Origin of the sequence: Bacillus pretiosus, assembly GCF_051294775.1 — a bacterium.
GTDB lineage: Bacteria > Bacillota > Bacilli > Bacillales > Bacillaceae_G > Bacillus_A > Bacillus_A wiedmannii.
In genome coordinates, this window is record NZ_JBPPHF010000001.1 from 155,656 (window position 1) to 168,535 (window position 12,880).

The window sequence follows — 12,880 nt, forward strand, 5'->3', positions numbered from 1 at the left end:
TCAGACATTTCTTTCGCCATGTCAGCGTCTTCGATTTGAGAAGCAGCAGAAGCCATGTTAGTAGCTTGGCTAGTTACGTTGTTTAAGTTATGGTCTAAACGGTTTAATTGAGAACCGAAAGTTGCTCTTGCATCAGCAACTGCTTGGATGGCAGTATCAATTTTACCCATTTCAGTTGTTGCTGCAGTTACAGCAGCTGCTGAATCAGCACCTGTTAATTTTCCAACAGCAGCACCAAGTAGTGTATCAACCTTTGCATCAATAGCTGTAATAACAAGAGTATCACTTGCAGCGTCAGAAAGTTGGATAGTCACATCTGAGCCCTTCTTAGTAGCATCAGCATCAGCAGAGTTTAAAAATGCATTACCGTTAAAGTTAGTTTTTTCAGCAATATGGTTAATTTCTTTTGCTAATTGTTGGTACTCTTCGTCTAGAGAAGCTGAATCTTTAACATTATTTGTACCACTAGCAGCTTGCGTAGCAAGATCACGCATACGAAGTAAGATGTTAGAAATTGAGCCTAATGCTGAGTCACCAGTACGTAAAGCAGACATAGCGTCTTGTGTGTTACGCGCCCCAACGTTTAATCCGCCTTCTTTCGCACGCATACGAGTAGCGATAGCTAAACCAGCAGCATCGTCAGCCGCACTGTTAATAGATTTACCGCTAGATAAACGATTCATCGCAGTATTCATTTTGTCTTGGTTTTGTCGCATGTATTCTTGCGTACGCATGCTGTTAATGTTTGTATTAATTCTCATGTTAAGAACCCCCATTTTTTTATATTGATTTTTCTGTTAATTGTTAAACATAAATATGCAAAAAAATCAATTTCGAGATTAATTGTAATCCTTGGTATATATCGTGTCAACGAATAATTGTAATTAATGAATATAAAAAAATGATAATTTCCTATTTGTTCATTTTTTTATTACAATATTATCAAAAGGATTATTGCAAACTTTTAAAAAAAACTCTAATATTAGATTATCTTTGTTTACCGAAAAGGTGATATTATGATAGTTGGAAATATAGTAAAAGAAGTGCTTGCATATAAGAAAGGACAAATTCAGCAAAAGCTAAGTAGTCCACAAGCATTCGTTAGTAGTCGTTTTCAAGAGAAGTTGCAGAGTGAACCTGCGAAGGAGACGAAGGGTACTGCGCAGCCGGCAAGTGTAGAGAATATGAGTCAGCCGGTACAATCTACGAAAATAGAAACGGTCGTAAATAAACCGGAACAATCTATTAATAAAGTAGAGGAAGCGAGTAAGCCTGAAGAAAAAGCTGAAACGAAGAACGTAGATGAAGTGCAAGTCGCACAAAAAGAGTTTGAACGACGTTTCCCAGAAACGAAAAATGAGGCTGCTGATACGTGGGAATTAACGAAGAAGTATAATATTCAAAAAATACGTTCTTCCAATGAGGGGAAGTATGAGGATATTATTGATCGCGCTAGCCGTACATATGGAATTCCGAAAACGTTAATTCAAAAAATGATTGAAGTAGAGTCTAATTTTAATCCGAAAACGGTGTCACATGCAGGTGCGATGGGTCTTATGCAGCTTATGCCAGCGAATGTGAAAGAGATGGGTATAAAAAATCCATTTTCACCAGCTGAAAGTATTGAGGGCGGTGTGAAAGAGTTAAGCGGTTATTTAAAGAAAAATAACGGCGACTTAGTATTGGCACTTGCCTCTTATAATGCTGGCCCTGGTAATGTGAGAAAGTACGGAGGCGTACCGCCATTTAAAGAAACGCAAGGATATATTAAAAAAATATTAAATATCGACGTTTCAAAATAAGAAGTTTCATATATAGAGAGAACATGAAATTTTCGTGAACATGATATGGGAGTTGGCTAGATTTGAAATTACAAGATGATATTCCGTTAACAATTTATTTTGAAATCGGAAATACGAAAAAGAAAATTGAAGATTTGCTTCATATTACGAAAGGTACATTGTATCGTCTTGAAAATTCAACGAAAAATACGGTGCGTCTTATGCTTGAGAATGAAGAGATTGGAACCGGAAAGATTTTGACGAAAAACGGGAAGATGTACGTTGAAATCGTTGAATTGAAAAGGTAGGGAAGGGGATTGTCATGAGTGGCGAAAAATTAAGCCAAGAGCAAATTGATGCCCTGCTGAAGGCGGTAAATGAAGGCGAGGAAATGCCAGCTTTCGCACAAGAAGCAGGGAAGCAAGAGAAATTTCAAGAGTATGATTTTAATAGACCGGAGAAGTTCGGTGTTGAGCATTTACGTAGCTTGCAAGCAATTGCTTCTACATTTGGTAAACAGACGTCACAGACGTTGTCAGCGCGTATGCGTATTCCAATTGAGCTAGAGCCTTCAACGGTTGAGCAAGTTCCGTTTACGAGTGAGTATGTGGAGAAAATGCCGAAAGATTACTATTTATATTGTGTTATTGATCTTGGCCTCCCGGAGCTTGGAGAAATTGTTATTGAGATTGATTTAGCGTTCGTTATTTATATTCATGAATGTTGGCTTGGTGGAGATAGTAAGCGTAACTTTACGATGCGCAGACCACTTACCGCATTTGAGTTTTTAACACTGGATAATATTTTTATGCTCCTTTGTAAAAATTTAGAGCAATCATTTGAAAGTGTTGTGGCGATTGAACCGAAATTTGTAACGACGGAGACAGATCCGAATGCATTAAAGATTACAACAGCGAGTGATATCATTTCATTACTGAACGTAAATATGAAAACAGATTTTTGGAATACGACGGTGCGTATCGGTATTCCGTTCTTATCTGTTGAAGAAATTATGGATAAGTTAACGTCTGAAAATATTGTCGAACATTCTTCGGATAAACGTAAAAAGTATACGTCTGAAGTGGAAGTGAAAGTAAATCAAGTGTATAAACCTGTTCACGTTGCAATTGGCGAGCAGAAGATGACAATGGGTGAGATTGAACAAATTGAAGAAGGCGATATTATTCCGCTTCATACGAAAGTTTCGGATGAATTACTTGGTTATGTAGATGGAAAGCATAAATTTAATTGTTTTATTGGGAAAGATGGAACGCGTAAGGCGCTCTTATTTAAAAGTTTTGTAGAGTAGGAGGATCCATATGAAGCATGAAGTATCTCCTGTGTCATTAATGGGATTAGAAGATTTTGCAGGGAAGCGAAATGAAGCAGGTAAAGCACATATTGATACTGTTTCAGACATTTCGATTGAACTTGGTGTAAAGCTTGGGAAGTCATCTATTACGCTTGGTGATGTGAAACAGTTAAAAGTGGGCGATGTTCTGGAAGTAGAGAAAAACTTAGGACATAAAGTAGATGTGTATTTAAGTAATATGAAAGTCGGCATCGGTGAAGCGATCGTAATGGACGAGAAGTTCGGTATTATCATTTCTGAAATTGAAGCCGATAAGAAGCAAGCTGCGCTTATGAAAGCGCAAAGTCAAATGCAAGATAAAGAGTAGAGGAGGAGTCATATGTCGTATATGACGACCTTATTTCAAGTCGTTTTACTGTTTGGTGCGCTCGGTTACGGTGCATATTATATGACGAAAAAGACGCGCAAGCAGCAGTTTTTTAAACAAGGTGAAAATGGCCATATTCAAGTAAAAGACGGCGTGTATTTAAATCATCAAACGAGCGCCTTTTTATTTGAAGTGGATGGCAAGCAAGTGTTCACTGTTATTAGTAATAACGGTGTACAATCTGTGCAATTAACAGGAACAGGAAATCAGTTTCAACAAGCGCTAGAAGACGCGGTAAAGAGTGAAACGAAAAAAGTAGAGGATCCATCATGAGAATAAAGAAACAGTTATCATTATTAGCCGTTATTTTCGTATTTTCTATCGTTTTTTCAATTATTTTTGTAAATCCAGCGTATGCGGCCCCGAACGGTTTTATTAATTTCGAAAATGGAAAAGAGTTTACGAGTAATTCAAGTGTACAGTTATTTGCGCTCGTTACCCTATTATCATTATCTTCTTCTATCGTTCTATTATTTACACATTTTACTTATTTTATGATCGTTCTTGGGATTACACGTCAAGGACTTGGGGTAATGAACTTACCACCGAACCAAGTGCTTGTAGGACTTGCACTATTTTTATCCCTCTTCACGATGCAGCCTGTACTCGGGCAATTGAAGAGCGATGTGTGGGATCCGATGACGAAAGAGAAAATAACTGTAAGTCAAGCTGCGGAGACGACAGCTCCGATTATGAAAGAGTATATGTCAAAGCATACGTATAAGCATGATTTAAAAATGATGCTGAAAGTGCGCGGAGAAGAGTTGCCGAAAGATTTGAAAGATCTTTCCTTATTTACGCTCGTACCATCCTTTACGTTAACGCAAATCCAAAAAGGGTTGTTAACGGGGATGTTCATTTATTTAGCGTTTGTATTTATAGATTTGATTATTAGTACACTTTTAATGTACCTCGGGATGATGATGGTACCGCCGATGATTTTAAGTTTACCATTTAAAATACTCGTTTTCGTATATTTAGGTGGATATACAAAAATCGTCGACATTATGTTTAAAACGGTCGCCTGAAGCGTTTGATGCTATGTGATAGGAGTCATATAAATGAATACGTCACCAATTATAGATATTTTTCAAACCTTTTTTTATAAAGGGGTTATGATTTTAATGCCGGTTGCCGGCGTAAGTATGATTGTCGTTATTATCATCGCTGTCATTATGGCGATGATGCAAATTCAAGAGCAAACGCTGACGTTTTTACCGAAAATGGCGAGTATTGTACTCGTTATTATCATTTTAGGTCCGTGGATGTTTCAAGAGTTAACGACGCTTATTTTAGATTTATTTGATAAAATCCCATCGCTATTGCGTTCGTACTAAGATAGGTGAACTGAAATGAATATGGAATTATGGGCGGCGACGTTTTTTGCGTTTTGCCGCATTACTTCATTTTTATATTTTTTACCGTTTTTCTCAGGTCGATCCATTCCAGCGATGGCAAAGGTTACAGTTGGACTTGCTCTTTCGATTACAGTGGCCGATCAAGTTGATGTCTCTCACATAAAGACAACTTGGGACGTTGCAGCTTATGCAGGTACGCAAATTGTAATCGGATTATCGCTTTCAAAAATTGTAGAAATGCTGTGGAATATTCCAAAAATGGCAGGGCATATTTTAGACTTTGATATCGGTTTATCACAGGCGAGTTTGTTTGATGTAAATGCAGGCTCACAGTCTACTTTACTATCAACCATTTTTGATATATTTTTCCTCATTATTTTTATTTCACTTGGCGGCATTAATTATTTCGTTGCCACGATTTTAAAGTCGTTTCAATATACAGAGGCGATTTCAAAATTGCTGACGACTAGTTTCCTAGATAGTCTACTCGCAACGTTATTATTTGCGATTACATCAGCGGTTGAAATTGCTCTTCCGCTTATGGGAAGTTTGTTCATCATTAACTTTGTTTTAATTTTAATCGCAAAAAACGCTCCGCAATTAAACGTTTTTATGAATGCGTACGTCATTAAAATTACATGTGGTATTTTGTTTATTGCGATGAGTGTACCAATGCTCGGTTATGTGTTTAAAAATATGACGGATGTATTGCTTGAGGAATATACGAAACTATTTAACTTTTTCTTAACGAAGTAGGGGGACGCGCATGGCAAAGGATAATAAAACAGAAAAGGCCACCCCGCAGAAGCGTAAGAAATCGCGTGAAGAAGGGAATATTGCCCGGAGTAAAGATTTAAATAATTTATTTTCCATTCTCGTATTAGCAGTTGTCGTTTACTTTTTCGGAGATTGGCTCGGTTATGAGATTGCCAATTCTGTAGCGGTGCTGTTTGATCAAATTGGAAAAAATACAGATTCGACCGAGTATTTTTATTTAATGGGTATTTTATTACTAAAAGTTTCAGCGCCAATCTTAATACTCGTATACGCTTTTCATTTATTCAATTATATGATTCAAGTCGGTTTCTTATTTTCTTCTAAAGTTATTAAGCCGAAAGCGTCGCGTATTAATCCAAAAAACTATTTTACGAGATTGTTTAGTCGTAAAAGTTTAGTAGATATTTTGAAATCACTATTTTATATGGGATTAATCGGGTACGTTTCTTACGTTCTCTTTAAAAAGAATTTAGAGAAGATCGTTAGTATGATTGGATTTAACTGGACTGCGTCACTTTCTGAAATTATTAGGCAAATTAAATTTATCTTTTTAGCTATTTTAATTATATTAATCGTTCTTTCTATTATTGATTTTATTTATCAAAAATGGGAGTACGAACAAGATATTAAGATGAAAAAAGAAGAAGTAAAAAGAGAGCATAAAGATAATGAAGGGGACCCACAAGTAAAAGGGAAACGAAAAAACTTTATGCATGCGATCTTGCAAGGGACAATTGCGAAGAAGATGGATGGTGCAACGTTTATTGTAAACAATCCGACTCATATTTCGGTCGTACTTCGGTACAATAAACAGGTTGATGCGGCGCCAATTGTCGTTGCAAAAGGGGAAGATGAGCTCGCATTATATATACGAACGCTTGCCCGAGAACAAGAAATACCAATGGTGGAAAACCGTCCGCTTGCTCGTTCTTTATATTATCAAGTCGAGGAAGATGAGACGATTCCAGAAGATTTATACGTAGCTGTAATTGAAGTTATGCGCTATTTAATTCAAACGAATGAACTTGAAGTATAATAGCGCGGTTGGAGGAGATCTCTTGTGTTTAAGATAGATTCTGCAAGAACCTATTTTTCTATCTTTTTAGCAGCGTCATTCGTAGTGGCGCTCTTAATTCCACTTCCACCATTTATACTTGATATCGTTATCGTTTTTTTACTAAGTATGTCAGTGCTTATTTATATGCGAGCAACAAGTATTAACGAGTGGGATGAATTAAAGTCATTTCCGACGATGTTGTTATTAATCGGGATATTCCGCGTATCGATTAACGTATCGACGACGCGAGCGATTTTGACAGACGGAAATGCGGGACATGTTATTGAAGAGTTCGGTCAGTTTGTAATTGGCGGGAACTTATTAATTGGTATCGTTATATTTACAGTATTAATCATATTCCAGTTTATCGTTGCAAACGGTGCATCTCGTACAGCTGAAGTTGCAGCTCGTTTTACACTTGATTCTTTACCCGGGAAACAAATGTCGATCGATGCAGATTTAAACCAGCGTATCATTACTGAAAAAGATGCACAGGCAAAACGAAAGAAATTAAATATGGAAACAGAGTTTTACGGAGCGATGGATGGTGCCGGAAAGTTCATTAAAGGGGACGTTATTTTCGGGATTGTCATCTTATTCGTAAACATTATTTTCGGTTTAATTGTCGGGATGATGCAGCAGGGGATGAGTTTTGCTGATGCAGCTATTCACTATACACAGCTAACTGTCGGTGACGGAATCGTAAACCAAATCGGTTCGTTAATGCTTGCGATTTCAACAGGTATTATCGTAACACGTGTATTTGATGGTTCAGCGGATACAGTAACAGAAGGTATCTTTAAAGAGTTATTAGCACATGAAGTTGTTGTATATGCGCTTGGTGGTTTATTTATTGCGATGGGTATTTTCACTCCGCTACCATTTCTACCGTTTGCTCTTGTTGGTGGAACAATTATTTTATTAGGAATTCGTAATAAAAACCGAATAAAGAAAGAAAAAGAAGACGAGCTTCAAAAAGAATTAGAAATGATTCAAGGCGAAGATGAGCAACTGCAACAAGTGGAAGATTCATTCGGAGTATTTACAGATAAATATCCAATTATTGTAGAACTCGGTTTAGATTTAGCAGCACTTGTAAAGCAGAAGATTAACGGGGAAACAGCTCGTGATAAAGTTGTTCTTATGAGGAAGTCGATTATTACCGACCTTGGTATTAACGTTCCTGGCATTAACTTTAAAGATAATACGAGTTTTAGACCACGCGGACGTTACATTATTCGTATTAAAGGTGCGAAGGCAGCTGAAGGTGTTTTAAAATCAGGTTATTTATTAGCATTGAAAACACCGAATGTAATGGCCGATTTAGATGCAGAACCAGCGAAAGATCCAATTTTCGGTGAAGATGGATATTGGATTTTAGAGCATATGGTACAAGATGCACAAATGAAAGGCTATCAAGTATTAGAGCCGCTTAGCATATTAATTACACATTTAGATGTTGTCGTTAGACGTAATCTTCATGAGTTAATTCAGCGTCAACATGTAAAAGACTTAATTAACTCGCTTGAAAATGATAACGGTGTTTTATTAGAAGAGATTAAGAAGAAAGAAATCGACTTATCACTCGTTCAAAATGTTATTAAACAATTGCTAAAAGAGGGTATTTCTATTCGTGATTTACCAACTATTATCGAAGGTATTATTGACGGAAAAGAAATTTATCAAAATCATGTAGACGGTGTAACGTCATTCGTCCGTGAATGTATTTCAAAAGTGATTTGTGAAAATGCAAAAAATCCTGACGGTAAAATTTATGCGGCGCTCTTCTCAGATTCAATCGAGTTAGATGCGGATGTTGTAAATAATTCATACCAAGGTTACTTATTAAACTGGGATTTAGATTTAGAAACACGTGTTGTTGAACAAGTACAGCGTGTCTTTAAACAAGCTCGTTTAATGGGAAGAGAACCAGTATTATTAACGCGTAGAAAAGATTTCAGATTTGCGATTGTAAGACTTCTTGAGCGTTATCAAGTAGAAGCGCAAGTACTTTGTATTAGCGAATTAGCACCGGAAATTGTTGTAGATCAAATTGCCTATATTGAATAGTAGGGGGTGAAGTAATGGAAAGTACAGAAAAGAAAGAAGCGTTAATGCGAATAAAAGCAGCTTCGAAAAATGAATTGTATCGAAAGTTATTTGACCAATATGGTACAGATTATTATTACGTTGTCGATGAAAGTGTAAAACGAAATATCCCGTTTTTTTGGAAAAAGAATTATGAAATGTTAGTTGCTTTTCCAGAGGATAAACAGGAAGAAGTGAATGAAGGCACAGCTCAATTTCATGAACAACTAATGGATGTTGTAAATGATTCTTCAGAACAAATTGTGAAGGCGAACGGAATTCAATCGGTACTGCACAATTTAGAAAACGTGACGACTTCTATGTCATATGCGGCGATGCAAACAGGAAATAGTGAAGAATGGACAAGAAAGAAAGAGAAACTATTAAAGCTGTTTGAAAAAGGTATCGTCGTTGTGAAACAGACGGAAGAAACGAAAGTAACGAAAAAGCAAAAAACTGTGAAAAAAGTCGTTCCCGTTAAGAAAGAAGAAGTTGTTGTAAAGAAAGAAAAGCAAGAATCTGTACCGTTTATTATTCAAAAGGTAATTCGCATGCTAGAGCAAAACGATGTAGAACAATATTTCATTCATGCATATGCTGAAAAGTTAAAAGTGAAGTTTGAGAATGCGACGATGATTACAGAAGAAGAAGTGATCGGATACATATTGGAAGATATGAGATCTCATTTCAATACGGAAAACGTTTTTGAAAAAGAAGTGCAAACAATTGCATTAATCGGTCCAACTGGAGTTGGGAAAACGACGACACTTGCGAAAATGGCGTGGCAGTTTCACGGTAAGAAAAAAACGGTTGGTTTTATTACGACAGACCATTCACGCATCGGGACAGTGCAGCAACTGCAAGATTACGTCAAGACAATTGGATTTGAAGTAATCGCTGTACGTGATGAAGCTGCAATGACAAGAGCGCTTACGTATTTTAAAGAAGAAGCGCGCGTCGATTATATTTTAATTGATACCGCCGGAAAAAATTATCGTGCGTCAGAAACAGTAGAAGAAATGATTGAAACGATGGGACAAGTAGAGCCAGATTATATTTGTTTAACGTTATCAGCTTCGATGAAAAGTAAAGACATGATTGAAATCATTACGAATTTTAAAGATATTCATATTGATGGTATCGTATTTACGAAATTTGATGAAACAGCAAGTAGTGGTGAATTATTGAAAATTCCAGCAGTATCATCAGCTCCAATTGTATTAATGACAGACGGACAAGACGTGAAGCAACATATACATATCGCTACAGCTGAACATTTAGCGAAACAAATGTTGCAAACATCATAGAAAAGAGGTGAAGGATAAGGCAACTGCCTTATTCAAACGAGTATGAACGGTCTTTATATAGGTTCTATGGGTATGATGAATTACATGCAGCGCATTAATGTTCATTCGAATAACGTTGCAAATGCTCAAACGACAGGATTTAAAGCAGAAAATATGACTTCTAAAGTATTTGATGTACAAGACACATATCGCCGCGGAGATGGAGCTGTGACAAATATCGGTTCGGTCGATTACGCTGTAGTACCAGCCGCAACGCATGTGAACTTAGTACAAGGAAATATACAAATGACAAATAGTGCTACAGATTTCTTTTTAGATGACGGTACGGCCGGCACATCATCATTTTTCGTTACATCTAAAAACGATGAAACATTTTTAACGAGAGATGGTAGTTTTACATTAAATAGTGATCGTTATTTACAAACAACTTCAGGCGCTTTCGTAATGGGAGAGAATAATGAACGTATTCGTATTCCAGAAGGAGCAAAAGTAGCTGTACAAGCAGACGGTACGTTATATGATGCAGTAACACAAAATAATATTGCCCGTCTGCAAACAAAAACAATAGGTGCAGAAGCGAATAATCGTCTCGTACAAAGAGAGAACAAAAGCTTTACACTAGCAGAAGGAAACATTGCTGATTTACCGAACGGAGTAGGGACAGTAAAAAATCATATGCTAGAAAATTCAAATGTAGATATGACGAAAGAGATGGCTGATCTTATGACGGATCAAAAAATGATTTCAGCGTCACAACGCGTTATGACTTCATTTGATAAAATTTATGAAAAAGAAGCGAACGAAATATTGAGATAGGAGACTTTCCTTAGCGGAAGTCTTTTTTTATTGCTTTTATTACAGTTACATCATAAAATGATAATGATTATCAACATCGTTATTGTGAGGATAGAATTTCATAATGATAGCAATGCTTATTTAACTAAGTGAATTAAAAAAGGGGTAACTAACTGTTACGATTTATTTAACCAATTATAACCAAAGTTAATTAAATATATCAGCAAGCCCTGCTAGTCAAGTGATTGGCTAGTAGTGAGGGTTAACTGCGGGCAATCCCTAAAGCTGATTGAACTACAACGTGGCTAGAAATAGCGAGTGTGAATGTCGCGAAAGCAGAAAAAATCAATCAGATGGTGCAAGGTTAAATCCTAAACAGTAGAATAATGGGTCTTCCGCCTCGAATCATCTAAGGCAAAATGGATAAGATGAATGTTCAACGACTATCTCGTATAACTGACGAGAGTACACCACAAGCCTATGGTGGTGGAAAATCCTCTATCTCTAAAGAGATAAACATATAGTCTGCGCTCATGTGAAAACATGAGAAGTTCATAAGAGAACTGGCTAAGGAATTGCGCCCTTAGTTGAACGAGATAAATTTTATTAAATTTATCAAACTTCATTGAATATATCGAACGTATGTGCTATGGTGGATTCAATGAGGTGAGAATAATAATGAAATTTTCACGAGTTAGTCAAGTATCGGAATTAACAGGTTTGTCTCCTAGTAGTCTTAGGAGAATGCTGGTGGAGTACGCTATTATTCAGAAGAATAAATCTTTCATTATCTGAAAGGTGAGTGCCCGAATAATCGCACAGTAAAGGAGTAGGCTTCTGATGATATTGGCGAAGAAAGTCAGACTGATTCCAACGCCTGAACAAGAAAAAGTGCTTAGAAACCATGCTGGTGCTGCAAGATTCGCTTATAACTATTGTAAAAGAATGAGTGATAGATACTATAAGCTATTTGGAAAATCTGTTTCACAGTTAGCTTTACAGAAACGATTTACAAAGATCAAGAAGCGAAAGAGATATGAGTGGTTAAATGACATCAACGCACAAGTTCCCAAACAGGCTTCAAAAGATTTTGATAAGGCGAGGAAACATTCGTTCAAAAAGTACAAAAATGGTTCTCACACTTCTTATAAATCCAAAAAAGATTTAATCCAAGGATTTTATGCTAATTATGAAAGACTGATTATAGGAAAGAAAGTAGTTCATATTCAATCCGTTGGAGAAGTGAAAACAAGCCAACAACTACCAAGAAACAAAAAGCCATCCAATCCAAGAGTTACCTTTGATGGTCGTCACTGGTGGATTAGTGTAGGGTTCCAAGAAGACTTTGCATCACAAGAACTAACCAATGAGTCGATTGGTGTGGATGTTGGTTTAAAAGAGCTGTTTGTAGCTTCTAATGGTACGAAAGAACGAAATATAAACAAAGATGCTAAGGTTAAAAAACTTTTGAAAAGGAAAAAGTCAGCGCAAAGAGATATGTCTAGGAGATTTAAAAAAGGTGTAAAAATTCAATCTGCCGGATATGAAAAAGCCAAAACTGAGCACCTGCGGTTATCTAGGGAAATTATGAATATCCGAAATAACCATATCCATCAAGCAACAGCTAAATTGGTGAAAACCAAACCAATGAGGATTGTTGTGGAAGACTTATCTATCTCAAACCTGTTAAAAAACAAAAAACTATCGAAAGCATTTTCATTTCAAAAATTAAACTTCTTCTTTCAATGTTTATCATACAAGTGCGAGAAGTATGGCATTGAGTATGTAAAAGCTGATAAATGGTTCGCCTCAAGCAAGATTTGCTCATGTTGCGGAGTAAAATACGACCATTCAGTTCAACCAGAAGGACAGTGGAGTTTAAAAATACGTGAGTGGTGTTGTGCTTCATGCAATAGCCATCACGATAAGGATGTAAATGCTTCGATAAATTTATCAAGATGGGTAAAATAAATGCTTG

Annotated in this window: 14 protein-coding genes; 13 read left to right on the top strand and 1 reads right to left on the bottom strand. The window is 36.6% G+C overall.

All coding sequences use genetic code 11. The features are described from left to right. The coding region (locus ACSG5Z_RS00820) for a flagellin N-terminal helical domain-containing protein (protein ID WP_435710405.1) at positions 1 to 761 on the bottom strand (761 nt) is incomplete at its 3' end. 255 nt (positions 762 to 1,016) lie between these two features. On the opposite strand from ACSG5Z_RS00820, the gene ACSG5Z_RS00825 reads away from it, so the two are divergent. The 13 genes from ACSG5Z_RS00825 to ACSG5Z_RS00885 all read left to right on the top strand — a co-directional run bounded on the left by ACSG5Z_RS00825 (position 1,017) and on the right by ACSG5Z_RS00885 (position 12,873). Further along, positions 1,017 to 1,802: a lytic transglycosylase domain-containing protein gene (locus ACSG5Z_RS00825; RefSeq protein ID WP_046955151.1), complete on the top strand. Its 786-nt coding sequence runs from the start codon at positions 1,017 to 1,019 to the stop codon at positions 1,800 to 1,802. A 62-nt stretch (positions 1,803 to 1,864) separates the two neighbouring features. After that, positions 1,865 to 2,089, top strand: a complete 225-nt coding sequence (locus ACSG5Z_RS00830; RefSeq protein ID WP_000775712.1) for a flagellar motor switch protein FliN — start codon at positions 1,865 to 1,867, stop codon at positions 2,087 to 2,089. A 14-nt stretch (positions 2,090 to 2,103) separates the two neighbouring features. Further along, positions 2,104 to 3,090: a flagellar motor switch protein FliM gene (gene fliM / locus ACSG5Z_RS00835; RefSeq protein ID WP_000012366.1), complete on the top strand. Its 987-nt coding sequence runs from the start codon at positions 2,104 to 2,106 to the stop codon at positions 3,088 to 3,090. A 10-nt stretch (positions 3,091 to 3,100) separates the two neighbouring features. After that, entirely contained in the window at positions 3,101 to 3,460 is a 360-nt protein-coding gene (fliN, locus tag ACSG5Z_RS00840) for a flagellar motor switch protein FliN (RefSeq protein ID WP_000680010.1), read from the top strand. Positions 3,461 to 3,472: 12 nt separating this feature from the next. Continuing rightward, positions 3,473 to 3,793, top strand: a complete 321-nt coding sequence (locus ACSG5Z_RS00845; RefSeq protein WP_000121176.1) for a hypothetical protein — start codon at positions 3,473 to 3,475, stop codon at positions 3,791 to 3,793. Then, positions 3,790 to 4,548 carry a flagellar type III secretion system pore protein FliP gene (locus ACSG5Z_RS00850; protein ID WP_001220582.1) on the top strand — a complete coding sequence of 253 codons (759 nt, stop codon included), beginning with the start codon at positions 3,790 to 3,792 and terminating at the stop codon, positions 4,546 to 4,548. The genes ACSG5Z_RS00845 and ACSG5Z_RS00850 overlap by 4 nt, the downstream gene beginning before the upstream one ends. A gap of 33 nt (positions 4,549 to 4,581) precedes the next feature. Then, the gene (locus tag ACSG5Z_RS00855) at positions 4,582 to 4,857 is read left to right on the top strand and encodes a flagellar biosynthetic protein FliQ (RefSeq protein WP_001098085.1); all 276 of its coding nucleotides are present in this window, start codon (positions 4,582 to 4,584) and stop codon (positions 4,855 to 4,857) included. Positions 4,858 to 4,872: 15 nt separating this feature from the next. Next, a complete protein-coding gene (locus tag ACSG5Z_RS00860) occupies positions 4,873 to 5,634 on the top strand; it encodes a flagellar biosynthetic protein FliR (RefSeq protein ID WP_001055716.1) in 762 nt (253 codons plus the stop codon). Positions 5,635 to 5,644: 10 nt separating this feature from the next. Next, complete coding sequence (gene flhB / locus ACSG5Z_RS00865; RefSeq protein ID WP_087983205.1) at positions 5,645 to 6,691, top strand: flagellar type III secretion system protein FlhB; 1,047 nt, start codon at positions 5,645 to 5,647, stop codon at positions 6,689 to 6,691. Positions 6,692 to 6,715: 24 nt separating this feature from the next. Next, complete coding sequence (gene flhA / locus ACSG5Z_RS00870) at positions 6,716 to 8,782, top strand: flagellar biosynthesis protein FlhA (RefSeq protein ID WP_087983203.1); 2,067 nt, start codon at positions 6,716 to 6,718, stop codon at positions 8,780 to 8,782. A gap of 14 nt (positions 8,783 to 8,796) precedes the next feature. Then, the gene (gene flhF, locus ACSG5Z_RS00875; RefSeq protein WP_098815373.1) at positions 8,797 to 10,107 is read left to right on the top strand and encodes a flagellar biosynthesis GTPase FlhF; all 1,311 of its coding nucleotides are present in this window, start codon (positions 8,797 to 8,799) and stop codon (positions 10,105 to 10,107) included. A 42-nt stretch (positions 10,108 to 10,149) separates the two neighbouring features. Further along, complete coding sequence (locus ACSG5Z_RS00880) at positions 10,150 to 10,923, top strand: flagellar basal-body rod protein FlgG (RefSeq protein WP_426707947.1); 774 nt, start codon at positions 10,150 to 10,152, stop codon at positions 10,921 to 10,923. A gap of 819 nt (positions 10,924 to 11,742) precedes the next feature. Continuing rightward, the gene (locus ACSG5Z_RS00885) at positions 11,743 to 12,873 is read left to right on the top strand and encodes an RNA-guided endonuclease InsQ/TnpB family protein (RefSeq protein ID WP_435710406.1); all 1,131 of its coding nucleotides are present in this window, start codon (positions 11,743 to 11,745) and stop codon (positions 12,871 to 12,873) included. Positions 12,874 to 12,880 lie beyond the last annotated feature (7 nt).

Bases quoted from the DNA above. Each gene is read 5' to 3' on its own strand.
- flhF (WP_098815373.1), top strand. From the start codon at position 8,797: ATGGAAAGTACAGAAAAGAAAGAAGCGTTAATGCGAATAAAAGCAGCT.
- fliN (WP_000680010.1), top strand. From the start codon at position 3,101: ATGAAGCATGAAGTATCTCCTGTGTCATTAATGGGATTAGAAGATTTT.
- ACSG5Z_RS00855 (WP_001098085.1), top strand. From the start codon at position 4,582: ATGAATACGTCACCAATTATAGATATTTTTCAAACCTTTTTTTATAAA.
- ACSG5Z_RS00845 (WP_000121176.1), top strand. From the start codon at position 3,473: ATGTCGTATATGACGACCTTATTTCAAGTCGTTTTACTGTTTGGTGCG.
- ACSG5Z_RS00860 (WP_001055716.1), top strand. From the start codon at position 4,873: ATGAATATGGAATTATGGGCGGCGACGTTTTTTGCGTTTTGCCGCATT.
- ACSG5Z_RS00885 (WP_435710406.1), top strand. From the start codon at position 11,743: ATGATATTGGCGAAGAAAGTCAGACTGATTCCAACGCCTGAACAAGAA.
- ACSG5Z_RS00880 (WP_426707947.1), top strand. From the start codon at position 10,150: ATGAACGGTCTTTATATAGGTTCTATGGGTATGATGAATTACATGCAG.
- ACSG5Z_RS00825 (WP_046955151.1), top strand. From the start codon at position 1,017: ATGATAGTTGGAAATATAGTAAAAGAAGTGCTTGCATATAAGAAAGGA.
- flhB (WP_087983205.1), top strand. From the start codon at position 5,645: ATGGCAAAGGATAATAAAACAGAAAAGGCCACCCCGCAGAAGCGTAAG.
- fliM (WP_000012366.1), top strand. From the start codon at position 2,104: ATGAGTGGCGAAAAATTAAGCCAAGAGCAAATTGATGCCCTGCTGAAG.
- ACSG5Z_RS00850 (WP_001220582.1), top strand. From the start codon at position 3,790: ATGAGAATAAAGAAACAGTTATCATTATTAGCCGTTATTTTCGTATTT.